General features: G+C 67.1%; 22 protein-coding genes. 19 read left to right on the top strand and 3 right to left on the bottom strand.

What is annotated here, in order from left to right; translation table 11 throughout:
- Positions 1 to 72: 72 nt before the first annotated feature.
- The 16 genes from ACYQ26_RS18790 to ACYQ26_RS18715 all read left to right on the top strand — a co-directional run bounded on the left by ACYQ26_RS18790 (position 73) and on the right by ACYQ26_RS18715 (position 16,916).
- Positions 73 to 486, top strand: a complete 414-nt coding sequence (locus ACYQ26_RS18790; protein WP_459810413.1) for an NADH-quinone oxidoreductase subunit A — start codon at positions 73 to 75, stop codon at positions 484 to 486.
- Positions 483 to 1,190, top strand: a complete 708-nt coding sequence (locus ACYQ26_RS18785) for an NADH-quinone oxidoreductase subunit B (protein WP_459810412.1) — start codon at positions 483 to 485, stop codon at positions 1,188 to 1,190. The genes ACYQ26_RS18790 and ACYQ26_RS18785 overlap by 4 nt, the downstream gene beginning before the upstream one ends.
- Positions 1,187 to 2,839, top strand: coding sequence for an NADH-quinone oxidoreductase subunit D (locus ACYQ26_RS18780; RefSeq protein WP_459810411.1), 1,653 nt, complete (start codon positions 1,187 to 1,189; stop codon positions 2,837 to 2,839). Before ACYQ26_RS18785 ends, ACYQ26_RS18780 begins: the two co-directional genes overlap by 4 nt.
- Complete coding sequence (locus tag ACYQ26_RS18775; RefSeq protein WP_459810410.1) at positions 2,836 to 3,936, top strand: complex I subunit 1/NuoH family protein; 1,101 nt, start codon at positions 2,836 to 2,838, stop codon at positions 3,934 to 3,936. The genes ACYQ26_RS18780 and ACYQ26_RS18775 overlap by 4 nt, the downstream gene beginning before the upstream one ends.
- Positions 3,933 to 4,394 carry a NuoI/complex I 23 kDa subunit family protein gene (locus ACYQ26_RS18770; RefSeq protein ID WP_459810409.1) on the top strand — a complete coding sequence of 154 codons (462 nt, stop codon included), beginning with the start codon at positions 3,933 to 3,935 and terminating at the stop codon, positions 4,392 to 4,394. The genes ACYQ26_RS18775 and ACYQ26_RS18770 overlap by 4 nt, the downstream gene beginning before the upstream one ends.
- A 73-nt stretch (positions 4,395 to 4,467) precedes the next feature.
- Positions 4,468 to 4,764, top strand: coding sequence for an NADH-quinone oxidoreductase subunit J (locus ACYQ26_RS18765; RefSeq protein WP_459810408.1), 297 nt, complete (start codon positions 4,468 to 4,470; stop codon positions 4,762 to 4,764).
- Complete coding sequence (locus ACYQ26_RS18760; RefSeq protein ID WP_459810407.1) at positions 4,761 to 5,237, top strand: NADH-quinone oxidoreductase subunit J; 477 nt, start codon at positions 4,761 to 4,763, stop codon at positions 5,235 to 5,237. Before ACYQ26_RS18765 ends, ACYQ26_RS18760 begins: the two co-directional genes overlap by 4 nt.
- The gene (nuoK, locus tag ACYQ26_RS18755; protein WP_459810406.1) at positions 5,237 to 5,542 is read left to right on the top strand and encodes an NADH-quinone oxidoreductase subunit NuoK; all 306 of its coding nucleotides are present in this window, start codon (positions 5,237 to 5,239) and stop codon (positions 5,540 to 5,542) included. Before ACYQ26_RS18760 ends, nuoK begins: the two co-directional genes overlap by 1 nt.
- Positions 5,543 to 5,545: 3 nt before the next feature.
- A complete protein-coding gene (nuoL, locus tag ACYQ26_RS18750; RefSeq protein WP_459810405.1) occupies positions 5,546 to 7,582 on the top strand; it encodes an NADH-quinone oxidoreductase subunit L in 2,037 nt (678 codons plus the stop codon).
- Complete coding sequence (locus ACYQ26_RS18745; RefSeq protein WP_459810404.1) at positions 7,579 to 9,105, top strand: complex I subunit 4 family protein; 1,527 nt, start codon at positions 7,579 to 7,581, stop codon at positions 9,103 to 9,105. Before nuoL ends, ACYQ26_RS18745 begins: the two co-directional genes overlap by 4 nt.
- Positions 9,105 to 10,631: an NADH-quinone oxidoreductase subunit N gene (locus tag ACYQ26_RS18740; RefSeq protein ID WP_459810403.1), complete on the top strand. Its 1,527-nt coding sequence runs from the start codon at positions 9,105 to 9,107 to the stop codon at positions 10,629 to 10,631. Before ACYQ26_RS18745 ends, ACYQ26_RS18740 begins: the two co-directional genes overlap by 1 nt.
- A 137-nt stretch (positions 10,632 to 10,768) precedes the next feature.
- The gene (locus ACYQ26_RS18735; protein ID WP_459810402.1) at positions 10,769 to 12,244 is read left to right on the top strand and encodes a DHH family phosphoesterase; all 1,476 of its coding nucleotides are present in this window, start codon (positions 10,769 to 10,771) and stop codon (positions 12,242 to 12,244) included.
- 148 nt (positions 12,245 to 12,392) lie between these two features.
- Positions 12,393 to 13,208 carry a CBS domain-containing protein gene (locus ACYQ26_RS18730; protein ID WP_459810401.1) on the top strand — a complete coding sequence of 272 codons (816 nt, stop codon included), beginning with the start codon at positions 12,393 to 12,395 and terminating at the stop codon, positions 13,206 to 13,208.
- A gap of 80 nt (positions 13,209 to 13,288) precedes the next feature.
- Positions 13,289 to 14,065, top strand: a complete 777-nt coding sequence (locus tag ACYQ26_RS18725; RefSeq protein ID WP_459810400.1) for an SDR family oxidoreductase — start codon at positions 13,289 to 13,291, stop codon at positions 14,063 to 14,065.
- A gap of 138 nt (positions 14,066 to 14,203) precedes the next feature.
- Complete coding sequence (gene acs / locus ACYQ26_RS18720; protein WP_459810399.1) at positions 14,204 to 16,195, top strand: acetate--CoA ligase; 1,992 nt, start codon at positions 14,204 to 14,206, stop codon at positions 16,193 to 16,195.
- Between the two features lie 118 nt (positions 16,196 to 16,313).
- Positions 16,314 to 16,916, top strand: a complete 603-nt coding sequence (locus ACYQ26_RS18715) for a hypothetical protein (protein WP_459810398.1) — start codon at positions 16,314 to 16,316, stop codon at positions 16,914 to 16,916.
- Positions 16,917 to 16,972: 56 nt separating this feature from the next.
- On the opposite strand, the gene ACYQ26_RS18710 is transcribed toward ACYQ26_RS18715, so the two are convergent.
- Positions 16,973 to 18,037: a polyprenyl synthetase family protein gene (locus tag ACYQ26_RS18710; protein WP_459810397.1), complete on the bottom strand. Its 1,065-nt coding sequence runs from the start codon at positions 18,035 to 18,037 to the stop codon at positions 16,973 to 16,975.
- Positions 18,038 to 18,223: 186 nt separating this feature from the next.
- Between ACYQ26_RS18710 and ACYQ26_RS18705 the strand changes: the two genes are divergently transcribed.
- Positions 18,224 to 19,540, top strand: a complete 1,317-nt coding sequence (locus tag ACYQ26_RS18705) for a M28 family peptidase (protein WP_459810396.1) — start codon at positions 18,224 to 18,226, stop codon at positions 19,538 to 19,540.
- Between the two features lie 80 nt (positions 19,541 to 19,620).
- Complete coding sequence (locus ACYQ26_RS18700; RefSeq protein WP_459810395.1) at positions 19,621 to 20,433, top strand: NAD(+)/NADH kinase; 813 nt, start codon at positions 19,621 to 19,623, stop codon at positions 20,431 to 20,433.
- 87 nt (positions 20,434 to 20,520) lie between these two features.
- Here ACYQ26_RS18700 and ACYQ26_RS18695 read toward each other — a convergent pair whose 3' ends face one another.
- On the bottom strand, positions 20,521 to 20,784 hold the full coding sequence (locus tag ACYQ26_RS18695) for a hypothetical protein (protein ID WP_459810394.1): 264 nt from the start codon (positions 20,782 to 20,784) through the stop codon (positions 20,521 to 20,523).
- 107 nt (positions 20,785 to 20,891) lie between these two features.
- Entirely contained in the window at positions 20,892 to 21,575 is a 684-nt protein-coding gene (nth, locus tag ACYQ26_RS18690) for an endonuclease III (protein ID WP_459810393.1), read from the bottom strand.
- A 115-nt stretch (positions 21,576 to 21,690) separates the two neighbouring features.
- Between nth and mvaD the strand changes: the two genes are divergently transcribed.
- Entirely contained in the window at positions 21,691 to 22,674 is a 984-nt protein-coding gene (mvaD, locus tag ACYQ26_RS18685) for a phosphomevalonate decarboxylase MvaD (RefSeq protein ID WP_459810392.1), read from the top strand.
- Position 22,675: the final 1 nt, after the last annotated feature.

Below are 22,675 nucleotides of genomic sequence, written 5' to 3'. Positions count from 1 at the left end.
GCCGGTGTTGCCCCGGAAATCGAACAATCAACCCTTATGTGCGTGCGGTTTCAACCTCCGAACGTTACGTAGATGAACGACTGGATAGCGATCGGGGCGTTGGCGCTCGTGGGACTGCTGATACCGTTCGGGATGATGGCGGTATCGTACCTCCTGCGGCCGACCGTCCCAGAAACGAGCAAACGTGCCACCTACGAGAGTGGCGAGGTTCCGACCGGCGGAACGCGCGTCCGGTTCAACATCCAGTACTACATGGTTGCGCTTCTGTTCCTCGTCTTCGATATCGAGACCGTCCTGCTGTTCCCGTGGGCGGTCGTATATCGGGAGGCTGTTGAATCGGATGCCGTTTCGCTGCTCGAGATCCTCGGACCGATGGTCGCGTTCGTTGCCATCCTCCTCGTCGGGCTCGCGTGGGCGTGGCGCAACGGTGCAGTACAGTGGGCACAGACACCGCGGCAGGTGGAAGGCGAAACTGACCGACTATGAGTAGCGACGAACCCAAACAGCAAATCCACGGCAGCACCGCACCGTCGACGGACACCCGCGACTCCCGGATCGGCGAGGGCGTCGACGACCGATTCAACTCGAAGCTCCGTGAGGCGTTCGGCGCGTCGCCGTTCATCCTCACGAAGTTCGACGAGTTCATGAACTGGGTTCGCGGGAACTCGATGTTCATGCTGCAGTTCGGGATCGCGTGCTGCAGCATCGAGATGATGCACACGTACGCGATCAAACACGACCTGGACCGCTACGGGGCCGGGGTGCCCCGGGCGTCGCCGCGACAGGCCGACGTGATGATCGTCCCGGGGACGATCGTCTCGAAGTTCGGGCCGCGCATGAAGCGCGTCTACGACCAGATGCCCGAACCCAAGTTCGTCGTCGGGATGGGGTCGTGTACGATCTCCGGCGGCCCCTTCCAGAAGGGGTACAACGTCGTGAAGGGCGCCGAGGAGATCATCCCCATCGACATTCACGTTCCGGGCTGTCCGCCCCGTCCCGAGGCGCTGCTGTACGGCGTCCTCAAGCTTCAGGAGCGGATCCAGAACGGGGAGTCCTCGCCCGTCGTCGTCAAACCGTACGAACTCGAGGAGTTCGGCGATCTCCCCGAGGACGAACTGGTACAGAAGCTCGCAGGCGAGATCGACGAGGACGACCTCGTCATGCGGTACAACTGGGCTGATTCGCCATGAGCACGGGCATCGAACGACCGCCGGAGCAACTCTCGGCCGACGACCTCGAGGCGCTGATCGGGGACCGCGCGATCGGGCGCGACGACCACATGAACGCGCCCGCCTTCGTCGTCAACCCGGACGAGGTCCAGAGCGTCCTGTCGGACCTCCGGGAGCAGGCCGGCTACGACCACCTCTCCTGCGTGACGGCACAGCAGTACGAGGACCGGTACGAGTCGATCTACCACCTGAAGAAGTACGACGATCCGACCGACGAGGTGAGCATCGTCGTGCCGACGACGCGGTCGGAGCCGGTCAGCGAGAGCGCCGCGCCGGTGTTCCGCACCGCCGACTGGCACGAGCGGGAGGCCTACGACCTCGTCGGCATCGAGTACGCCGACCATCCGGACCTGCGGCGCATCCTGCTGCCCGAGACGTGGCAGGGCCACCCGCTCTCGGACGACTACGACCAGACCAAACCGCAGATCGTCACGCTCTCGGAGCACGCGAACCCGATCGCGGAGGACCACCGGGACGCCGAGTCGGACACGATGTTCCTGAACATCGGTCCGCACCACCCGGCGACCCACGGCGTGCTCCACCTCGAGACGGTGCTGGACGGCGAGACCGTCGCCGACGTCGACCCCGACATCGGCTACCTCCACCGCTGCGAGGAGCAGATGTGTCAGGAGGGCACCTACCGCCACCAGATCATGCCCTACCCCGACCGCTGGGACTACGTCTCCTCGGGGCTCCTCAACGAGTGGGCCTACGCGCGGGCGATCGAGGACATGGCGGACATCGAGGTCCCCGAGTACGCGCAGGTCATCCGGACCATGGGCGCGGAACTCTGCCGGATCGCCTCGCACATGCTCGCGCTCGGCACCTTCGCGCTGGACGTCTACGGCGAGTTCACCGCCATCTTCATGTACACGTTCCGCGACCGTGAGGTCGTCCAGGACATCCTCGAAGACCTGACCGGCCAGCGGATGATGTTCAACTACTTCCGGGTCGGCGGGGTCGCGTGGGACCTGCCCGAACCCCGCGAGGAGTTCATCGAGAAGACCCGCGACTTCCTCGACGGCCTCCCCGCGAAGGTCGACGAGTACCACGACATGGTCACCTCGAACGAAATCTTCCAGACCCGGTGTATCGACACCGGCGTCCTAGAGCCCGAGGTGGCCAAGGACTACGGCTGTACGGGGCCGGTCGCCCGCGGCTCCGGCGTCGACTACGACCTCCGGCGCGACGACCCCTACGGCTACTACGAGAACTTGGAGTGGGACGTCGTCACGCGCGAGGGCTGTGACAACTACGCCCGCGTGCTCTGTCGCATGGAGGAGGTCGAGGAGTCGGCCAAAATCATCGAGCAGTGTCTCGACCTGCTCGAGGACTGGCCCGAAGACGAGCGCGAGGTGCAGGCCAACGTGCCCCGCACCCTGAAGCCGGACGCCGACGCCGAAACCTACCGCGCCGTCGAGGCGGCGAAGGGCGAACTCGGCATCTACATGCGCTCGGACGGCACCGACAAGCCGGCCCGGTTCAAGATCCGGAGCCCGTGCTTCTCGAACCTCCAGGCGCTGCCGGAGATGTCCGAAGGGGAGTACGTCCCCGACCTGGTCGCGTCGCTTGGTAGCTTAGACATCGTGCTCGGGGAGGTGGATCGATGAACGCGGCGACGCCGCTGCAGAGCGGAACCGACGGGACGGTCCTGCTCCCCGAACAGATCGGCGATCTGACCGGCCTGAGCGAGTTCGGGCTCGCCGGCGAACTGGTCGCGACGTTCATCGCGGCCTTCATCGTCGGCAACCTAATGCTCGCGATGACCGGCGTCGCCGGTCCCTGGGCGAAACGAAAGATCACGGCCGCGTTCACCGACCGGATCGCGGTCAACCATCTGGGTCCGGGCGGCATCCTGATCATCGTGGCCGACTCGGTCCGCCTGCTCTCGAAGGAACTGATCATTCCCGAGAACGCGGATCGACCGGCCTACGACCTCGCGCCGGTCGTCATTACGGGCTCGGCGCTGCTCGGCTTCGCCGTCATTCCGATGGGCAGCGGCATCCACCTGGCCGACCCCGAAGTCGGGTTGGCCTACGCCTTCGCCATCGCCGGCATCGCCTCGATCGGACTGGTGATGGCCGGCTACGCGTCGGACAACAAGTACTCGCTGCTGGGCGGCCTGCGCGCGGTCGCGCAGAACGTCGCTTACGAGATCCCGCTGGTCGTGACCGGTATGTCGGTCGTGCTCTTCTCGGGATCGCTGCGCATGAGCGAGATCGTCGCCGTTCAGAACCAGACGACGCTGTTTACGATCCCCGGCCTCGAGTGGTCGATTCCGGCCTGGTTCGCGCTGGTGAACCCGTTCGCGTTCGTGCTGTTCCTGATCGCGAACTTCGCGGAGGTCGGCCGGAATCCGTTCGACATGCCCGAGGCGCCGGCGGAACTCATCGCGGGGTATCAGACCGAGTACTCCTCGGTCTACTTCGTGCTCGTCTACCTCGGCGAGTTCCTCCACATCTTCCTCGGGGGCGCGATCATCGCGACGATCTTCCTCGGCGGCCCGGCCGGACCGGGCCCTGAGGGGCTGGGCATCGTCTGGTTCCTCGTCAAGATCTGGGCGGCGTTCCTGCTGACCCAGTGGCTGCGGTCGGCCGTTCCGCGCGTCCGCATCGACCAACTGATCGAAATCGGCTGGAAGGGCCTGCTGGTCCTTTCGTTTGCGAATCTCGGACTTACCGCGGCAATCGTAGGGGTGATCGCATGATCGGCGTACTCAAATCCATGGCAACGACGATGAAGCACGCGCTGGACGGCTCCACCTTCACGGTGGAGTACCCGAAGACAGCTCCCGACGTGTCGCCGCGGTTCCGCGGCGTCCACAAGTGGAGCCAGGAGCGGTGTATCTGGTGTCGCCAGTGCGAGAACGTCTGTCCGAACGACACGATCCAGATCGTGATGGACGACAAGCGAAACGGCGAACAGTACAACCTCCACATCGGGCAGTGCGTCTACTGCCGGCTCTGCGAGGAGGTGTGCCCGACCGACGCCATCCTGCTCACGCAGAACTTCGAGTTCACCGGCGACACCAAACACGACCTGGTGTACAACAAGGAGCAGCTGAAGTCGGTCCCGTGGTACAAGGACATCGACCCGCTCGAGTCGCGCGAACCCGACCGGGGCGCGTGGATCGGCGAGGGCGAAGGGGAGGTCGATTACCAGTGACGGGCGCTCGATCCCGACGGCGGCGGCATCGAGACGAGCGACCGGTCCGAACACGCGTACGAGCGACAGTACAATGACACCGGAACAGATCGCGTTCGCGGTGTTCGCGTTCGTCACGATCGGCAGCGCGCTGGGCGTGGTCCTCCTGCGGGACCCCTGGCACTCGGCGCTCATGCTCGGCGTCGCGCTGATGAGCATGGCGGTCCACTTCGTGATGCTGGCGGCCGAGTTCGTCGCCATGATGCAGATCCTCGTCTACGTCGGCGGGGTGCTCATCCTCATCACGTTCGCCGTCATGCTGACCCAGCGCGAGGAGACGGACGCGGACGGTGACGCGGACTCCGACTCCAGCGAGGTGGTACAGGCATGAGCAAACGCAACCGACCGCGGCTCCGACTCAGTTCCGGCGCGGCGCTCGCGCCGGGACTGCTCGCCGTCGGCCTCTTCGCGCTGATGGCGCTGGTCGTCCTGAACACGCCGTTCGAGCCGATGGCCGAGGGCGGGTTCGAGGTCGAATCGATCACCGCCGCCATCGGCTACGCGCTGTTCGACCTCGAGCCGCTGCAGTCGGCCGGCGGCGTCGCGGGGACCGAGCCGTTCCTCGCCGCCTTCCTGCTGATCGCGCTGACGCTGGACGCGGCGCTGGACGCCTCGCTCGTGCTGGCAAAGCGCGAGGAGTCCGGCGAGCCAGTCGCGGCGCTGGCCACGCGTGGCTCCGAGACGGCCAGTGGCGCGGAGACGGGGACACCCGCTGAACCGTCCCCGACCGCGACCGACGGCGGAACGCCCGAGGCGGCCGCTGCCGACGGCGACGATGCCGACGCCGACGGAGGTGAGGCCTGATGGTGGTCGAAGTGCAGTACTACGTGCTGCTGTCGATGGCCCTGTTCTGCATCGGGCTGTTCGGCATCCTCACCCGCCGTAACGCCTTGCTGTTCCTAATGTCCGTCGAGCTCATGCTGAACGCGGCCAACATCAACCTGATCGCGTTCTCGTTCTACCAGGGCAACCTCACCGGGCAGGTGTTCGCGCTGTTTACGATGGCGCTTGCCGCCGCGGAGGTCGCCGTCGGACTCGGGATCATCCTCGTACTGTACCGCAACTTCCGTGACGTCGACGTCACGGTTCCAACGACGATGAGGTGGTAAGAGATGGCTGTATTCGACTACGCTCCGGCGATCGCGCTGTTCCCGCTCGTGGCATTCGTCGTCGCGCTCGTCTTCGGCCGCCACATGCCGAAGAAGGGCGCGCTCGCGGGCATCGCCGCGACGGGCGGTTCGTTCCTGCTCTCGCTCGCGATGCTCGCGGCCGTCGCGGGCGGCGAAACGTATCACCAGACGGTCTACGAGTGGGCGGCCGGCGACGCGCTGACCGCGGCCGACGGGCTCGAGGAGATCGCCTTCTCCTTCGGGATCCTGATCGACCCGCTGTCGGCGCTGATGCTGGTCATCGTCTCGCTCGTGGCCCTGCTGGTCCACGTCTTCAGCCTCGGGTACATGAACGCCGAGGGCGAGACCGGGCTCCCGCGCTACTACGCCGAGCTCGGGCTCTTTACGTTCAGCATGCTCGCCTTTGTCTACGCGGACAACCTGCTGATGGCGTTCATGTTCTTCGAGCTGGTGGGCCTGTGCTCGTACCTGCTGATCGGGTTCTGGTTCCGCACGCGCTCGGCCCCGTCGGCGGCGAAGAAGGCGTTCCTGGTCACCCGCTTCGGTGACTACTTCTTCCTGCTGGGGGTCGTCGCCATCGCGGCGACCTTCGGAACGGTCGGTTTCGCCGGCGACGAATCGTTCGTCGTCGCCGCCGAGACGGCCATCGAGGACGGCGCCACGCTGTTCGGCTTCGACGCGCAGACCTGGGTGACGATCACCGGGCTGCTCGTGCTGGGCGGCGTCATCGGCAAGTCCGCCCAGTTCCCCTTACACACGTGGCTGCCCGACGCGATGGAGGGCCCGACCACCGTCTCCGCGCTCATCCACGCGGCAACGATGGTCGCGGCCGGCGTCTACCTCGTCGCCCGGATGTTCGGCTACTACGCCCAATCGCCGACCGCGCTGGCGATCATCGCCTTCGTCGGCGGCTTCACCGCGCTATTCGCGGCGACGATGGGCGTCGTCAAGGACGACATCAAGCAGGTGCTGGCCTACTCGACGATCAGCCAGTACGGCTACATGATGCTGGGCCTCGGCGTCGGCGGCTACGTCGCCGGGGTCTTCCACCTGATGAACCACGCCTTCTTCAAGGCGCTGCTGTTCCTCGGCTCCGGCGCCGTCATCGTCCTCATGCACCACGAACAGGACATGTGGAAGATGGGCGGTCTGAAGGAGAAAGCGCCCGTCACCTACTGGACGTTCCTCTCGGGCGCGCTCGCGCTCGCCGGGATCGTCCCGTTCTCCGGCTTCTGGTCGAAGGACGAGGTCCTGTTCGACGCCCTGATCGTCGGCCTCGAGCAGCCCGTTATCCTCGCGGCCTACGCGATGGGGCTCCTCGCCGTGTTCTTCACCGGGTTCTACACCTTCCGGATGGTCTTCCTGACCTTCCACGGCGACCCCCGGTCCGAGACGGCCGAGAACCCCCATCCGGTCGGCTGGTCGATCAAGGCGCCCCTGATCGTGCTCGGGCTGCTCGCGCTGCTGGCGGGCGTCGCCAACCTCGCGCCGATCGCGAAGCTGACCGGCGCGGACATCACTTTCCTCGAGCACTGGCTCGACGGCGAGTACGGCTACGTCGAGGGCCTGACCTACCACCACTACCACGAGATGGTGGCCTTCGAGGAGGGCTACGTCGGCTCCGAGACGACAACCATGCTGCTTTCCGCGGCGCTGTCGCTCGGGCTCGCGATCGGCGGCGCACTCGTCGCGTACTCGCTGTACGCCGTGCCCGAGCCGACCCGCCACACGCGGAAGCTCGGCGGTCTGTACGACCTGCTGCGCAGCAACTACTACCAGGACGAGTTCCAGGTCTGGCTCGCCGAAGGATTCGCTCTGCCGCTGGCTCGAGCCGCCGACCGGTTCGACCAGACCGTCATCGACGGCGTCGTCGATGGCGTCTCGGCGGCGAGTCTGTTCAGCGGGAGTCGCGTCAAGCGCATCCAGACCGGTGTCGTGACGAACTACGCGGCCCTGCTCGTGGCCGGGTTCATCGGCTTACTGTTGCTCCTCGGCATTAGCGGGGGGTGGTTCCTATGATGATCGAAGCACTGATCGCGGTCGCACTGCTCGGCGCGCTCGTCACGTTCGTCGCGCCGAACCGAATCGCCGGCAAGCTGGCGTTCGCGATCAGCCTCGTGCCGGCGGCACTCAGCCTCTGGCTGTTCGCGGCCTTCGACGGCAGCGGGAACGCCTTGCTCGACGGCGAACTCGCCTTCGAGTCGCAGTTCGAGTGGATCCAGCTGGGCGACTACGCGATCACGTGGTTCGTCGGCCTCGACGGGATCAGCCTCCCCCTGGTGATCCTGACGACTGTCCTCTGCTCGCTGGCGATCCTCAGTTCGTGGACGCCGATCGACGAGCGCGAGTCGCAGTTCTACGGCCTGATCCTGTTCATCGAGGCGAACCTCATCGGCGTCTTCACCGCGCTGGACTTCTTCGTCTGGTTCATCTTCTGGGAGGCCGTCCTCATCCCGATGTACCTGCTGATCGGGATCTGGGGCGGCCCGCGCCGGAAGTACGCGGCGATCAAGTTCTTCGTCTACACGAACGTCGCATCGCTGCTGATGTTCGGCGCGTTCGTCTCGCTGGTCTTCGGCCTGGGCGACGTCACGAGCTTCGCCCTGCCCGAGATCGCGACGGCCATGCTCGAGGGCGGTCCCGACGGCCTGTTCGGCCTGAGCGGGTCCGCGCTGGCCTCGATCGTATTCGTCGCGATGTTCCTCGGCTTCGCGGTGAAGGTCCCGGTCGTCCCGTTCCACACGTGGCTGCCGGACGCCCACGTCGAGGCGCCGACGCCGGCGTCGGTGCTGCTGGCGGGCGTCCTGCTGAAGATGGGGACCTACGCCCTGCTCCGATTCAACTTCACGATGTTCCCCGAGCAGGTCGAAGCGTACGCGGTCCCGATCGCGGCCATCGCGGTGATCAGCGTCATCTACGGCGCGATGCTCGCGCTGGCCCAGACGGACCTGAAGCGGATCGTCGCCTACTCCTCGGTGTCGTCGATGGGCTACGTCATTCTCGGCCTGATCGCGTACACGCAGTTCGGGGTCGGCGGCGCGACCTTCCAGATGGTGTCCCACGGCCTCATCTCGGGGCTGATGTTCATGGCGGTCGGCGTCATCTACAACGCGACCCACACCCGGATGGTCACGGACATGTCCGGGCTGGCCGACCGGATGCCGATCGCGGTCGGCATCCTGATCGCTGGCGCCTTCGGCTACATGGGACTGCCGCTGATGAGCGGCTTCTACGGCGAGTTCGCGATTTTCTTCGGTGCGTTCCAGTCCGAACAGCTCGCGTACGCCCCGCTGTTCACGGCGGCGGCGATGTTCGGCATCGTCATCGTCGCGGGCTACCTGCTGTTCGCGCTGCAGCGCACCGTCTTCGGACCGTACCGGCTTGAAACCGACTACGACCTCGGCCGCGCCCCGCTGCACGACGTCGCGCCGATGTTCGTGCTGCTGGGACTGATCATCCTGCTGGGCGTGGCCCCCGACCTGATCTTCGAGATGATTACCGACGCAGTCGATCCGATCCTCGAGACCGGAGGTGAGCTGTAATGGCGGTGGCACTGCCCGCGTGGGCCGGCCTCGCGCCCGCCCTGATCATGGCCGCGACGGCGATCGCGCTGTTCCTCGTCGATAGCGTCTCGCCTCGGTCGACCAACCGCGCCCTGCTGGCCGGTACCGCCGCGACCGGCGCGCTGGCCTCGCTGGCCGTCGCCGTCTGGTTCATCACCGCCGGCGTCGGCACGCCCGGCATGGAGGGCGGTCACGGCGTCATCGAACTGTTCGACGGCCAGTTCGTCGTCGACCAGCTGGCGCTGTACTTCATGATCATCGTCGCGGTCGTCACCGCCCTGGTGTCGGTCGCGAGCTACGACTACCTGCAGGACCACACCTACCAGGCCGAGTACTACTCGCTGGTCGTCCTCGCGGCGACCGGGATGTCGACGATGGCCGCCGCGAACAGCCTCGTGACGATCTTCATCGCGCTCGAGCTCTCGAGCCTGCCGTCGTACGCCCTGGTCGCGATCCTGAAGGACAACCGCGGCAGCGTCGAGGCCGGCCTGAAGTACTTCCTGATCGGCGCGCTGTCCTCGGCGGTGTTCGTCTACGGCGTCTCGCTGGTCTACGGCGCGACCGGCGTCCTGCAGCTGGACGCCATCGCGGCCGCGCTCGAGGAGAGCGCCGCCGGCGGCGCGTTCGCCTACGACGGGCTGCTCGGGCTGGGCATCCTGATGCTGCTGGGCGGGTTCGCCTTCAAGACGGCCAGCGTCCCGTTCCACTTCTGGGCGCCGGAGGCCTACGAGGGTGCACCCGCGCCGATCTCGGCGTTCCTCTCCTCGGCGTCGAAGGCGGCTGGCTTCGTGATCACGTTCCGCGTGTTCACGACCGCGTTCCCGCTGGACGTGACGAGCGACCTCGTCGGCGTCGACTGGACGCTCGCCTTCGTCGTTCTGGCGATCGTCACGATGACGCTCGGGAACTTCGCGGCCGCGACCCAGGAGAAGGTCAAGCGGATGCTCGCCTACTCCTCGATCGGCCACGCGGGCTACGTGCTGATCGGCCTCGCGGGTCTGACGGCCGACGGCGGCGAGCTCGTGATGGGCGCGGCGATGATGCACCTGCTGGTCTACGGCTTCATGAACACCGGCGCGTTCCTGTTCGTCGCCCTGGCCGAGTACTGGGGCGTCGGCCGCACGTTCGAGGACTACAACGGGCTCTCGAATCAGGCGCCGGTCGCCTGCGCGGCGCTGGCGATCTTCATGTTCAGCCTGGCCGGCATCCCGCCCTTCGGCGGGTTCTGGAGCAAGTACTTCCTGTTCACCGCGGCGCTCGACGCCGGGCTGGTGATCGTCGCCGCCGCGCTGGTGATCAACAGCGCGCTGTCGCTGTACTACTACTCGCGGCTGGTCAAGGCCGTCTGGATCGAGGAGCCGATCCTCGAGCGCGACGCGCTGACTCAGCCGACCGGGCTCTACGCCGCGATCGTCTTCGCGGCCGTGATGACCGCGTTGCTGCTGCCCGGCTTCGGGCCGGTCGTCGACGCGGCGGTCGACGCGGCGGCCGCGGTCGTGGCCTGATCGGCTGATCGCTTGATCGCCTGATCGACCATCGGATTATCGGCCGACCGATCGACCGGTCGACCGACCGCCAGTATTTCTCTCTCGGCTCGAGCGACCCGGTAGCTTTTACCGCTCGGAGTCGCAACCGGCGATACATGGTTTTCCGGCTCGTGCTCGGCTGTGGCACCGTCGGTCGCCACGTCGCCGAGCGGTTGGCCGAGCGCAGCGACGGCCGCCTGCTGGTCGTCACGAGCGACGAGGCCGTCGTCGAGACGCTCCGCGAGGAGAGCATCCCGGCGCGCCACGCCGATCCGAGCGACCCGGAGACCCTCGCGAACGTCGAGCGGCCGGACGTCATCTTCGTCGGCGGCGACCGCACCGACGTCAACCGCGCCGCCCTCGAGCACGCCCGCGACCGGTTCCCGGGCGCCTCGATCGTCGCCTCGCTCGGCGGGAATCCGACGCCGACCGACCGGACGACCTTCGGCGGGCTCGCGGACCACGTGGTCGACGCGGCCAGCGCGATCGTCGAACGGGTGATCGACGAAACCGCGAGCCGCTCGGCCGAGGCCGCGATCGGGCTGCGCCAGGAGTTGGCGGCGATCGACGGCCCGCTCGCGGTCGTCACCCACGACAACCCCGATCCCGACGCGATCGCGAGCGCGGTCGCGCTCGTCAAAATCGCCGAATCGGTCGGCGTCGAGGCCGAGGCCTGCTACTTCGGCGAGATCTCCCATCAGGAGAACCGCGCGATGGTCAACCTGCTCGAGCTCGACCTTCGAAATCTATCGCGCGAGGACTCGCTCGAGGAGTACGGGGCGTTCGCGCTGGTCGACCACTCCCGGCCCGGCGTCAACGACGGGCTGCCGGAGACGCTCGACGTCGATATCGTCATCGATCACCACCCGCCGCGGGGGCCGGTGCCCGGCACGTTCGTCGAACTGCGCGAGGAGGCCGGCGCGACCAGCACCGTGCTCACGGAGTACGTCGATCGGTTCAACATCGGGTTCGATCGCTCGACCGCGACGGCGCTGCTGTACGGCATTCGGGTCGACACGAACGACTTTACGCGGGAGGTCGCGCCCGCGGACTTCCGGGCCGCGTCGATCCTCCGGCCCCACGCCGACGTCTCCCTGCTCCAGCAGATCGAGCAGCCGACGATCGAGGGCGACACCCTGGAGACGATCGCACGGGCGATCAAGAACCGGGAGCAGCGCGGCGCCGTCGCCGTCGCGAGCGTCGGCCGGATCAGCAACCGGGACGCGCTGCCGCAGGCGGCCGACCAGTTGCTCGCGATGGAGGGCGTCGAGACGACGCTGGTCTTCGGCTTCCGCGACGAGATGGCGTACCTGTCGGCTCGCTCACGGGACTCCGACGTCGACCTCGGCGAGACGCTCCGCGACGCGTTCGCCCGCATCGGCAGCGCCGGCGGTCACGCCGACATGGCCGGCGCCCAACTCGAGGTCGGCATCCTCGCAAGCGCCGACGACGAGGCCGAGGTCGAATCGATCGTCAGCGTCGTCGAGGAAGTGATCACGAAGCGCTTCTTCGAGGCGATCCGATCCCAGCCCGGCACGGCGGTCGGCACCTACACCCAGACCAGCGAGTGGCTGTTCACGCTCGAGGAGTGACCCGGCCGACTCCGAACGGGAGCCAACGGCGGCGGGGACCGCGCCGGCGGTGCGCTCGAGGCCGTCGACGGGGACCGTCGGCCGCGGCGCTCAGCGAGCCGCCGAAGCGAAGACAGTACTTTTGCGCGGGGCGCCGTTACGGTCGGTCATGGAGGAGATACTGTCGGATCGGAGAAAACCACAGGTCGAGGAGTACATGACCCGCGACGTGGTGACGGTCTCCCCGGACGCGACGGTCGGCGACGTTGCAGCCCGAATCGCCGAGAGCGAGGCCCACAGCGGGTTCCCCGTCTGCGAGCGGCGCCGCGTCGAGGGGTTCGTCAGCGCCAGCGACCTCCTGCTGGCCGACGACGACGAGCCGATCTTCAAGGTGATGGCCACCGATCTGCTCGTCGCCCACCCCGAGATGAAAGTCACCGACGCGGCGCGGGTCATCCTCCGATCGGGCATCCAGAAGCTCCCCGTCGTCGACGACGCGGGGAACCTCGTCGGCATCATCTCCAACGCCGACGTGATCCGCAGTCAGATCGAGCGGGCCACCCCCGAGAAGGTCGGCAAACTGATGCGTACCCTGGAGCAGATCCACGACGTCGAACTCGAGCAGGAACGCCGTACCGTGCCGCTGGCGGATCTGACGCCGACGCAGGGTCGGGTCTACGCCGACGAACTCGAGGGCCGGCGCTACGAACTCGAGCGCGGGCTGGCCGAGCCGCTGGTGGTCATCGACAACGCCGGGACGCTGTTGCTCGCGGACGGCCACCACCGCGTGCTCGCGGCGGATCGACTCGGCATCGACGAGATGGACGCCTACGTCATCGTGATCGATCAGGGGGACGGCGTCGACCTCGGAATGGCCCGCACCGCCGAAAAGGAGGACCTCGAGCGGATCGACGACATCGAGGTCGTCGACTACGCGCGCCATCCGCTGGTCCAGACGACGAAGCGACTGCAGTCCGACGAGTAGCGCCGCATCGCGGCGTCAATCGGTCGGACCCGGTGACTGTCGGCTACACGATTATCCGTCCTCGGGAAGTATCCCGCACGATGACCGAGACTGGACCCGACGGCGATTCGCGATCCGGACCGGCGGCCGACGACGCGAGCCGCGTGCTCGTGGCGGGCGCGAGCGGCCAGACCGGCGGCGAGCTCCTGTCGGTGCTGCGGCCGACCGAGCTGACCGTTCGCGCGACGACGCGGTCGTACGCTACCGCCGACACCCTCGAGCGCCACGGCGCCGACGAAGTCGTCGTCGCCGATTTCTTCGAGCCGCGGGACGCCGTCGACGCGGTCCGGGACTGCGACGTCGTCTACTGTGCAGTCGGGACGCCGCCGAGCTACCGCCACACCCTTGGCGGAAAACTGGTCGATCGAACGGGAGTCATCAACCTCGTGACGGCCGCGCTGGGTTCTGACGTCTCCTTTTTCGTCTATCAGAGCGCCATCGGCGTCGGCAACTCGAAGCGCGGGCTGTCGTTGCCCGCGCGACTGCTCATCCGCGGGTCGCTGCGGGCCAAGCGGGACGCCGAAACCGCGCTCCGTCGGTCGGGGCTCGCGTACACGATCGTCCGCCCCGGGCGACTCACGAACGAACCGCCTCGCGGCGACCTCGTCGTCGGCGAGGGCGGCGATTCCGTCGCCGGATCGATCCCGCGGACCGACGTCGCGCGGCTCATGGCCGCCGCGCCGTTTACTCCCGACGCCGAGAACCGGACGCTCGAGGTCGTCAGCCGGGACGGCCTCGCCGATACGCCGACGAACGTCGTCGACATCGACTGGGCGTTCGACCGGATCGAGGCGGATCGGGATCGAATGCAACTGTAGCTCGACGCTCGTGCTCGTCCGTTCACCCGCCGGCCGCCCGTCGGCGCTCGGTGGACGAGAAAACCGCCAGACTCGAGGCGGATCGCGTCGAGAATCGGGGGAACGTTTATCCCGGTTATGCCCGATGGTTCCGGTATCATGAGCGAGGAACCCACCGAGGGCGAGGAGGCGGTCGATCTCGAGGCGCGACTCGAGGAGCAAGAGACGTTCGAACCGCCGGAATCGTTCGTCGAGCAGGCGAACGTGACCGACGAGGGCATCTACGATGAGTTCGAGGAGAACTGGCCGGAGTGTTGGGAGCGTGCGGCCGACCTCCTCTCGTGGGAGGAAGAGTACGACACCGTCCTCGAGGACGGCGACGCGCCGTTCTACGAGTGGTTCACCGGTGGGGAGCTGAACGCCTCCTACAACTGCCTCGACAGACACGTCGAGAACGGCGCGAAGAACCGCGCGGCGATCAAGTGGGAGGGCGAACTCGGCGAGACGCGCACCTACACCTACGGCGAACTGCTCAACGAGGTCGAGGCGTTCGCCGCGGCCCTGCGTGACCTCGGCGTCGAGGAGGACGACGTCGTCACCCTCTACCTGCCGATGATCCCCGAACTGCCGATCGCGATGCTCGCCTGCGCTCGCATCGGCGCACCCCACAGCGTCGTCTTTGCCGGCTTCTCCGCGGACGCGCTCGCGACCCGGATGAACGCCGCCGAGAGCGAGTACCTGGTCACCTGCGACGGCTACTACCGCCGCGGCGACGCGCTCAACCACAAGGAGAAGGCCGACAAGGGCCTCCGAAGCGTCGAACAGGACGTCACCAGCGTCGTCGTCGACCGACTAGGCGAGGAGCTCACGCACTTCCTCGGCAACGACGCCCGCGACTACGACGACCTGATCGCCGAGCACGAGGGCGCGTCGGTCGAGCCGGTCTCCCGGGACGCCGAGGACATGCTGTTTCTCATGTACACCTCGGGGACGACGGGCGAACCGAAGGGCGTCAAGCACACGACCGGCGGCTACCTCGCGTACACGGCCTGGACGAGCCATTCGGTGCTGGACCTCAAGCCGGAGGACACCTACTGGTGTTCAGCGGATATCGGCTGGATCACGGGCCACTCCTACATCGTCTACGGCCCGCTCGCGCTGGGGACGACGACGGTGATGTACGAGGGGACGCCCGACTACCCCGAGCGCGACAGGATGTGGGAGATCGTCGAGAAGAACCGCGTGGACGTCTTCTACACGGCGCCGACGGCGATCCGCGCGTTCATGAAATGGGGCTCGCAGTACCCCGAAAAACACGACCTCTCGAGCCTGCGCTTGCTCGGGACCGTCGGCGAACCGATCAACCCGCGGGCGTGGAAGTGGTACTACAAGCACATCGGCAACGAGGAGTGCCCGATCGTCGACACCTGGTGGCAGACCGAGACCGGGGGCATGATGATCACGACGCTGCCGGCGATCAACACGATGAAACCCGGCTCGGCCGGCCCGCCGCTGCCGGGTATCAGCGCCAAGGTCGTCGACGCCGCCGGCGAGGAAGTCGAGGCCGGCGAGGCCGGCTACGTCACGGTGGACAAGCCGTGGCCTGGCATGCTCCGGACGCTCTATAACAACGACGAGCGGTTCATCGAGGAGTACTGGCGCGAATACTCGGACGAAGATGCGGACGAATGGGTCTACTTCCCCGAGGACGGCGCGAAGATCGACGACGACGGCTACATTACCATCCTCGGGCGCGTCGACGACGTGATCAACGTCTCCGGCCACCGCCTCGGCACCATGGAGATCGAGTCGGCTATCGTCGGCGTCTCCGGCGTTGCGGAGGCCGCCGTCGTCGGCGGCGACCACGACGTCAAGGGCGAGGCCGTCTACACCTACGTCATCCTCGAGGACGGGCAGGAGCCGAGCGAGGACATGCGCGACAGGATCGTTGCGGCCGTCGAGGACGCGATCGGCCCGATCGCCCGACCCGAGGACGTGATCTTCACGCCCGAACTGCCCAAGACCCGCTCGGGTAAGATCATGCGTCGGCTGCTCGAGGACATCGCCAGCGGCAACGAACTCGGCGACACCTCGACGCTGCGCAACCCCGAAATCGTCGAGGAGATCGCCGAGGGAATCGACGACGAGTAACGCGTCGGCGCGACGGCACGGCCTGTTTTCGGTTCGACCACAATCGACCCCTTCTCGTCCGAAGTACCCGACACCGTTTCCCGCTCGTTGCACGTAACCCGTAGTACTGGGGGACACGATGAGTATCACAGTCAACGTCGAAGGGAATCAGAACGTCAGGGTGACCCAGCAACTGGTCGATACGGCTCCGCCGAGTCAGGTCGAGTTCGCCGCCGAAGGGACGATCACGATGACGCCGGCATTGCTCGAGCGCTTCGAGGGCGCGTCCCTGCAACCGGCCGAGATCGAACTCGCGGTCGCGGATTCGGAGACCGTCGCCGTCGACCTCTCGGGAACGGCGTCGCTTCGCCTCGAGACAGTCGACGTCGGCGTCGAAACGCCGGACGCGGGCGATCTTTCCCCGGGAACGGACGCGATCGGTTCGTCGACGAACGACGATTCCGAGACGGTCGACGCGAAACCCGGTGCGATCGCGTTCACCGTCGAAGGGACGATCGCGGACGTCCCGGCGGAGACGCTCGAGTCGCTCGCCGACGCGTCTTCGAAGCCGACGCTCGCGACGATCACGTTCGCGGTCGAGGAGCCGACCAGAAGCGACGGCGGCTCGGGGGCAGATATCCTCCTCGAAATCGACCTGCTCGGTTACGGGATCACCGTGTACCGGAACGGACGGATCGACATCGGAACGGGGGACCTTGCAGACGACCTCAGTCTTCCCTGACGTATCGGTCGGAAGCCGCACCCGAGTCGGCGCAACCCGAATTCAGCAATCCAAATTCAAACGTCGCGCTCGATGACGAACTCCGTGAACTCGCGGAGTTTCCGATCGGTCTCGTCGTCGAACTCGAGCCCGTCGATCGCCGCCCGCGCCTCGGCAGCTAGTTCGAGAGCCCGCTCGCGGGCGTAGTCGATGCTACCGGCCTCCTCGAGGATCGACAGCGCCTCGAGCACTTCCTCGTCGGTGTTCTCGTCGGCGGCCAGAATCTCTCGGAGTCGCTCGGCCGTCTCGGGGTCGCTCTCCTCCAAGGCGTGGATGACAAGCAGCGTCTTCTTCCCCTCGCGGACGTCGTTGCCGAACTCCTTGCCGAACTCGCCGGCCCGACCAAGCGAGTTCTCGATGTCTAAGATGTCGTCGCCGATCTGGAAGGCGACGGCGGTCAGTTCGGCGTAGGTGGCGACGGCGCGCTCGACCTCGGGCGGCTGGTCGGTCAGGATGGCGGCGAGGCGGGCGACGATCCGACCGAGACAGCCCGTCTTGCACGCACACATCTCGAGGTACTGTTCGGGCGTGATATCGACATCGCGCTCGTTGTGCCAGTGGATGTCCATCCCCTGCCCGAGGTGGGTGCGGTTGAGCTCGTCCATCAGCATCTCGTAGGCGGCCAGCCGCCGATCGGCGGGGAGGTCGGTCCGTGCCCGCGTGAGGATCTTCAGCGGCAGGAAGTACATCGCGTTGCCGGCGTTCAGCGCGATGTCCTCCCCGTAGATGTGGTGCAGCGCCGGCTCCCCCCGGCGCTTCGTGGCCTCGTCCTCGACGTCGTCGACGATGATCGTCCCGTTGTGGAGGATCTCCGGAATGCACGCGTAGCGTAGGTACTCCGCCGGATCCTCGCCGAATCCCTCGATAAAGACCAGAAAGAGCACCGCCCGCCAGCGTTTGCCGCCCCGATCGAGCAGCTCCCAGAGCGGGTCGGCCAGCGCGCGCTGGATCCCGTCGGGATCGTACTCGTAGGTCGGCCCGCCGAAGAACGTCTCGAGGTAGTCGGCGTCGATCTCCCGCGGAACGAGGTCGGCGATGGCCTCGTCGATCAGCGGCCGCCATTCGGCAAGCGTCTCCCGCATACTCCCTCCGAGAGCGACCGTAGTAAAAAAGATTCAGCTCTTCGTGGATGAAACCGTTCGAATCGAGAGACAGTCACCGTCGGACGGTTCGCGCTCGAGGACGGCACGGCGACGCCGGCCCGCGATGTCGACCCGCGGTCGACCGCGAACGGTACAGTTACCCGCCCGCCGGTCCACGCTATCGGCATGACCGACTGGATCGGCGACGTCTTCACGAGCGACGTCGGTTGGGACCACCTCGAGGACCTGGTCGACGTCGGCAACCGGATGGCCGGCAGCGACGGCGAACGGCGGGCTGCCGAACTGACCCGCGACGCCCTCGCCGAGGCCGGTGCTCGAAACGCCCGCCTCGAGCCCTTCGCAATCCAGGGCTGGACGCGCGGCTCGAGCGCGATCCGCGCGGACGGCGACGACGTCCGCGGGAACTGCATCGCGCTCCCGCGCAGCCCGGCCGACCGCGTCTCCGCGCCGCTGGTCGACCTCGGCTACGGGCTCCCCGAGGACTTCGCGGAGCGCGATCTCGAGGGCCGGATCGTCATGGTCCGCAGCGACATCCCCGACTACTACGAGCGGTATATCCACCGCCGAGAGAAGTACTACCACGCCGTCGAGGGGGGCGCGGTCGGCTTCGTTTACCGCAACCACGTCGAGGGCTGTCTCCCGCCGACGGGCAGCGTCGGCACTGACGAGAATCCAATCGGCGAGGTGCCGGCCGTCGGCGTCTCGAGCGAGGCCGGAGCGCGACTCGCCCGACGCTTCGATGGCGAGGAGATCGAACTCGCTGTCGACGCTGCCATCAACGAGGCGGAGAGCCAGAACGTCCACGCGGAACTCGGCCCTGACACCGACGATCGCGTGCTCGTGACGAGCCACGTCGACGCCCACGACATCGCCGAGGGCGCCCTCGATAACGGCGCCGGCACCGCGACGGTCGTCGAGATCGCGAACGCCCTCGCGAACCGGGAGGACGAACTCGAGACCCGCGTCGAGTTCGTCGCCTTCGGCGCCGAGGAGGTGGGACTGACCGGCTCCTCGCGCTACGCCGCGGCAACCGATCTCGACTCGATCAAAGCCGTGGTCAACAACGACGGCGTCGTCCGCGGGCGCACGCTGTCGCTGGTAACCCACGGGTTCGACGGCCTCGAGGACGCGGCCGAGGCGGTCGCGGACCGCTACGACCATCCGATCGCGACGGTGCCGAAGCTCGGTCCCCACAGCGATCACTGGCCGTTCGTCCGGTGGGGCGTCCCCGGCTACCACGTCAAATCGACGTCCGACGAGGTCGGACGCGGCTGGGGCCACACCTTCGCCGACACGCTCGAGAAGCTCGAGCCGCGGACGCTGCGCGAGCAGGCAATCTTGCTGACCGAACTCGTCGTCGACCTCGCAGGCGCGGATCGAACCGTCGAACACCGCGATCCCGCGGCGATCGCCGAGGAGTTGGAGGACCAGAACCTCGCGGAAGGGATGCGGATCACCGGCGACTGGCCGTACGACGGCTGACGACTGACGACCGGCCGATCGCACCGACCCGGCGCCGACACAACCGTACGCTTTTGAATCGGCCGCGTTAACTGCCGGGCATGGATTCCGCCGGGCGGAGTGGAGGTGACGGGACCGGGGCCGTCGTCGGCGTCGTCGAACGCGACTCCGAGGGCGCCGACGCTCTCCCCCGAGACCTCGAAGCGCTCCTCGACTCCCGCGGCGTCGCCGCCGAGATCGAGCGCGGCGACCTCGAGACCGTCCTCGCGGCTGAGCCGACGTTACTGGTCGCGGCCGGCGAACGCGCCCTCTCGGCGGTGGCTCGAGCCCGAACCGATGTGCCCGTTCTCCCGGTTGGTAACGTCTCCGGCATCGAATCAGTCGTTCCGGAACGGCTGCCGGACGCGCTGGCGGCCGCGCTCGAGGGCGAGGCCGCCGAACGCGAACGGGCGGTGCTTACGGTCGGCATCGAACCGGATGGCGGGGACGCGGCGGTGACTCGCGAGCGAGCCCTGTTCGACGTCACTCTCGTCACGGCGGAACCGGCGACGATCTCCGAGTACAGGGTCCAGTGTCGGGGCGACCGCGTCGCGACCTTCCGCGCGGACGGCGTCGTCGTCGCGACGCCGGCCGGGAGCCACGGCTACGCCAGCGCCGTCGACGGACCGCAGCTCTCGGCGGCCGTCGACGCCGTCGCCGTCAGTCCGATCGCGCCGTTCGTCACGCGGACCCAGCGGTGGGTGCTCCCCGACGACGAGATCCGGCTCGCGGTCGAGCGCGACGAGAGCGACGTCACGGTCGTGGCCGACGAGCGGGCGATCGATACGATCTCGGTCGGCACTGACGTCGCGGTCTCAGTCGAGGAGACGCTGTCGACGCTGGTCGTTCCGGACGAGTTCCTCGCAGACGGCTAACGGTCGGACTCGAGCGAAACCCGTTACGCGTTAGGATGTCGAAAAGTGGGCGATTTTCCGGCGGGACGGTGCGAGGCCGGACGGCGATCAGCTGTTGTACGGCTCCTCGTCCCGGTGGTGGTCCGGATTCGCGTTCTCGAGGGCGTCGGCTTCCCGCTCGACGGATTTGCCCTCGATGTCCTGCTTGCGTTCCTCCTCGTCGGCTCGCTCGCGGGCCTCTCGTTCCTCCTCGGTGAGCTCCTCCTCGTCGCGGGCCTCCTCGGGGTCGGTTCGCTCCTTCTCGAGTTGGACGTCCCGTCCGTGCTCGTCCTTGCCGGTGTTCTCGCGTTCGTCCCGATCGTTGTCGGACATAGTGATCTCGATCGGGTGTACCGCCGGTCGCTGAAAAGACGTTGGGCTTGCGAGGGTCGGCGTGTCGACGTCTCCCTCTGCGGACGGTCTACGCGACTACGCGGCGCTTACCACGGCTCGCCCGACGCGAGGTCGATCTCGCTGTCGCCCTTCTCGGAGGGGCAGATATCGGCGAGCACGCAGTCCGAACAGTCGGGGTTGCGGGCCGTACAGGTCGCCCGCCCGTGGTCGATACAGAGGTGGGTGAACTGCTGCCAGTAGCCTTCGGGGACGATCTCCATCAGGTCCTGTTCGATCGCCTCGGGTCGCTCCTCCTCGGTCAGCCCGAGCCGACGCGAGAGTCGCTGGACGTGCGTGTCGACGACGATCCCCTCGACGACGTCGTGGCCGTGCTGGAGGACCACGTTGGCCGTCTTCCGGCCGACGCCCGACAGCTCCGTTAGCTCGTCCATCGTGTCCGGCACCTCGCCGTCGTGCTCCTCGAGGATCGTCTCGCAGGAGCTCTTGATGTAGCCCGCCTTGCTGTTGTAGTAGGTGATCGAGTTCAGGTCCTCCGCGAGTTCCTCCTCGGGCGCGTTGGCGTAGTCCTCGGGCCCGTCGTACTTCTCGAAGAGCTGTTTCGTTTCCTTGTTCACCCGCTCGTCCGTACACTGGGCCGAGAGGATCACCGCGATCAGCAACTCTAAGCGATTCGAGTATCGGAGCGAAATCGTCGAGTCGGGGTACTCCGCCTCGAGTCGCTCGATCACCTCCTCGGCCTGCTCGGCGCTCGTCTCGCGTGGGGTTCCCATAGGCGAGTGGTGGGGGGCTCGGCGTTTCAGCGTTCGGATTCGCCGCGCTTGCGCCGTCTCCGCCGTCCGGTACGAGGTCGTGAGCTTTAAGCGACCGTCACACGCGTGTCCGGGTATGAAAGCGACCGCGATGGCCCACCCGATCCAGGGGTTGGTCAAGTACCACGGGATGCGCGACGACATCAAGCGACTCCCCTATCACGACAGCATCAGCGTCTGTACGGCCCCGAGCCACACCCGCACCACCGTCGAGTTCTCGATGGACTACGACGAGGACACGTTCGTCGTCGACGGCGAGGAACTCGAGGGTCGCGCTTACGAGCGCGTCGAGGCCGTCGTCGAGAAGGCCCGCTCGCGGTCGGACGCCGCCCACACGGTCTACCCCGTGCGCCTCGAGAGCGAGAACAGCTTCCCGACGAACGTTGGACTGGGCTCGTCCTCGTCAGGTTTCGCGGCCGCGGCGATGGCGCTGGCGGAGGCCGCCGAACTCGACGCGTCGCGAGAGGAGATTTCGACCATCGCGCGCGTCGGCTCCGCGTCGGCCGCCCGCGCGGTGACTGGCGCGTTCTCGCAGCTCCACACGGGGATGAACGACGAGGACTGCCGCTCGCGGCGGCTGCCGAGCGACCTCCACGAGGACCTCAAGATCATCGTTGGCCTCGTCCCCTACCACAAGGAGACCGAGGACGCCCACGACGAGGCCGCCGACAGCCACATGTTCCAGGCCCGGAACGCCCACATCCACGAGCAGATCGCGAAGATGCGCGACGCCTTACGGAACGGCGACTTCGACGCGGCGTTCGAACTCGCCGAACACGACTCGCTCTCGCTGGCCGCGACCACGATGACCGGCCCGAAGGGCTGGGTCTACTGGCAGCCCGCCACGATCGCGATCTTCAACCGCGTGCGCGAACTGCGCGAGGAGGAGGACATCCCCGTCTACTTCTCGACCGACACCGGCGCCAGCGTCTACGTCAACACGACCGAGGAACACGCCGAGTACGTCGAGGAGGAGATTTCCGACTGCGGCGTCTCGACGACCATCTGGGACGTCGGCGGCCCCGCGCGCCTGCTCGACGAGGACGAGCACCTCTTTTAAC

This window comes from Halopiger thermotolerans, from assembly GCF_054654555.1.
The sequence above is the reverse complement of the archived record's forward strand: the minus strand, read 5'-3'. Positions and strand labels throughout refer to the sequence as shown.

Bases quoted from the DNA above. Each gene is read 5' to 3' on its own strand.
- ACYQ26_RS18785 (WP_459810412.1), top strand. From the start codon at position 483: ATGAGTAGCGACGAACCCAAACAGCAAATCCACGGCAGCACCGCACCG.
- ACYQ26_RS18770 (WP_459810409.1), top strand. From the start codon at position 3,933: ATGATCGGCGTACTCAAATCCATGGCAACGACGATGAAGCACGCGCTG.
- ACYQ26_RS18725 (WP_459810400.1), top strand. From the start codon at position 13,289: ATGACCGAGACTGGACCCGACGGCGATTCGCGATCCGGACCGGCGGCC.
- ACYQ26_RS18740 (WP_459810403.1), top strand. From the start codon at position 9,105: ATGGCGGTGGCACTGCCCGCGTGGGCCGGCCTCGCGCCCGCCCTGATC.
- ACYQ26_RS18780 (WP_459810411.1), top strand. From the start codon at position 1,187: ATGAGCACGGGCATCGAACGACCGCCGGAGCAACTCTCGGCCGACGAC.
- ACYQ26_RS18695 (WP_459810394.1), bottom strand. From the start codon at position 20,784: ATGTCCGACAACGATCGGGACGAACGCGAGAACACCGGCAAGGACGAG.
- ACYQ26_RS18745 (WP_459810404.1), top strand. From the start codon at position 7,579: ATGATGATCGAAGCACTGATCGCGGTCGCACTGCTCGGCGCGCTCGTC.
- ACYQ26_RS18775 (WP_459810410.1), top strand. From the start codon at position 2,836: ATGAACGCGGCGACGCCGCTGCAGAGCGGAACCGACGGGACGGTCCTG.
- nuoL (WP_459810405.1), top strand. From the start codon at position 5,546: ATGGCTGTATTCGACTACGCTCCGGCGATCGCGCTGTTCCCGCTCGTG.
- ACYQ26_RS18790 (WP_459810413.1), top strand. From the start codon at position 73: ATGAACGACTGGATAGCGATCGGGGCGTTGGCGCTCGTGGGACTGCTG.
- ACYQ26_RS18760 (WP_459810407.1), top strand. From the start codon at position 4,761: ATGAGCAAACGCAACCGACCGCGGCTCCGACTCAGTTCCGGCGCGGCG.
- nuoK (WP_459810406.1), top strand. From the start codon at position 5,237: ATGGTGGTCGAAGTGCAGTACTACGTGCTGCTGTCGATGGCCCTGTTC.
- ACYQ26_RS18705 (WP_459810396.1), top strand. From the start codon at position 18,224: ATGACCGACTGGATCGGCGACGTCTTCACGAGCGACGTCGGTTGGGAC.
- ACYQ26_RS18700 (WP_459810395.1), top strand. From the start codon at position 19,621: ATGGATTCCGCCGGGCGGAGTGGAGGTGACGGGACCGGGGCCGTCGTC.
- ACYQ26_RS18730 (WP_459810401.1), top strand. From the start codon at position 12,393: ATGGAGGAGATACTGTCGGATCGGAGAAAACCACAGGTCGAGGAGTAC.
- nth (WP_459810393.1), bottom strand. From the start codon at position 21,575: ATGGGAACCCCACGCGAGACGAGCGCCGAGCAGGCCGAGGAGGTGATC.
- ACYQ26_RS18735 (WP_459810402.1), top strand. From the start codon at position 10,769: ATGGTTTTCCGGCTCGTGCTCGGCTGTGGCACCGTCGGTCGCCACGTC.
- ACYQ26_RS18715 (WP_459810398.1), top strand. From the start codon at position 16,314: ATGAGTATCACAGTCAACGTCGAAGGGAATCAGAACGTCAGGGTGACC.
- ACYQ26_RS18710 (WP_459810397.1), bottom strand. From the start codon at position 18,037: ATGCGGGAGACGCTTGCCGAATGGCGGCCGCTGATCGACGAGGCCATC.
- ACYQ26_RS18765 (WP_459810408.1), top strand. From the start codon at position 4,468: ATGACACCGGAACAGATCGCGTTCGCGGTGTTCGCGTTCGTCACGATC.
- acs (WP_459810399.1), top strand. From the start codon at position 14,204: ATGAGCGAGGAACCCACCGAGGGCGAGGAGGCGGTCGATCTCGAGGCG.
- mvaD (WP_459810392.1), top strand. From the start codon at position 21,691: ATGAAAGCGACCGCGATGGCCCACCCGATCCAGGGGTTGGTCAAGTAC.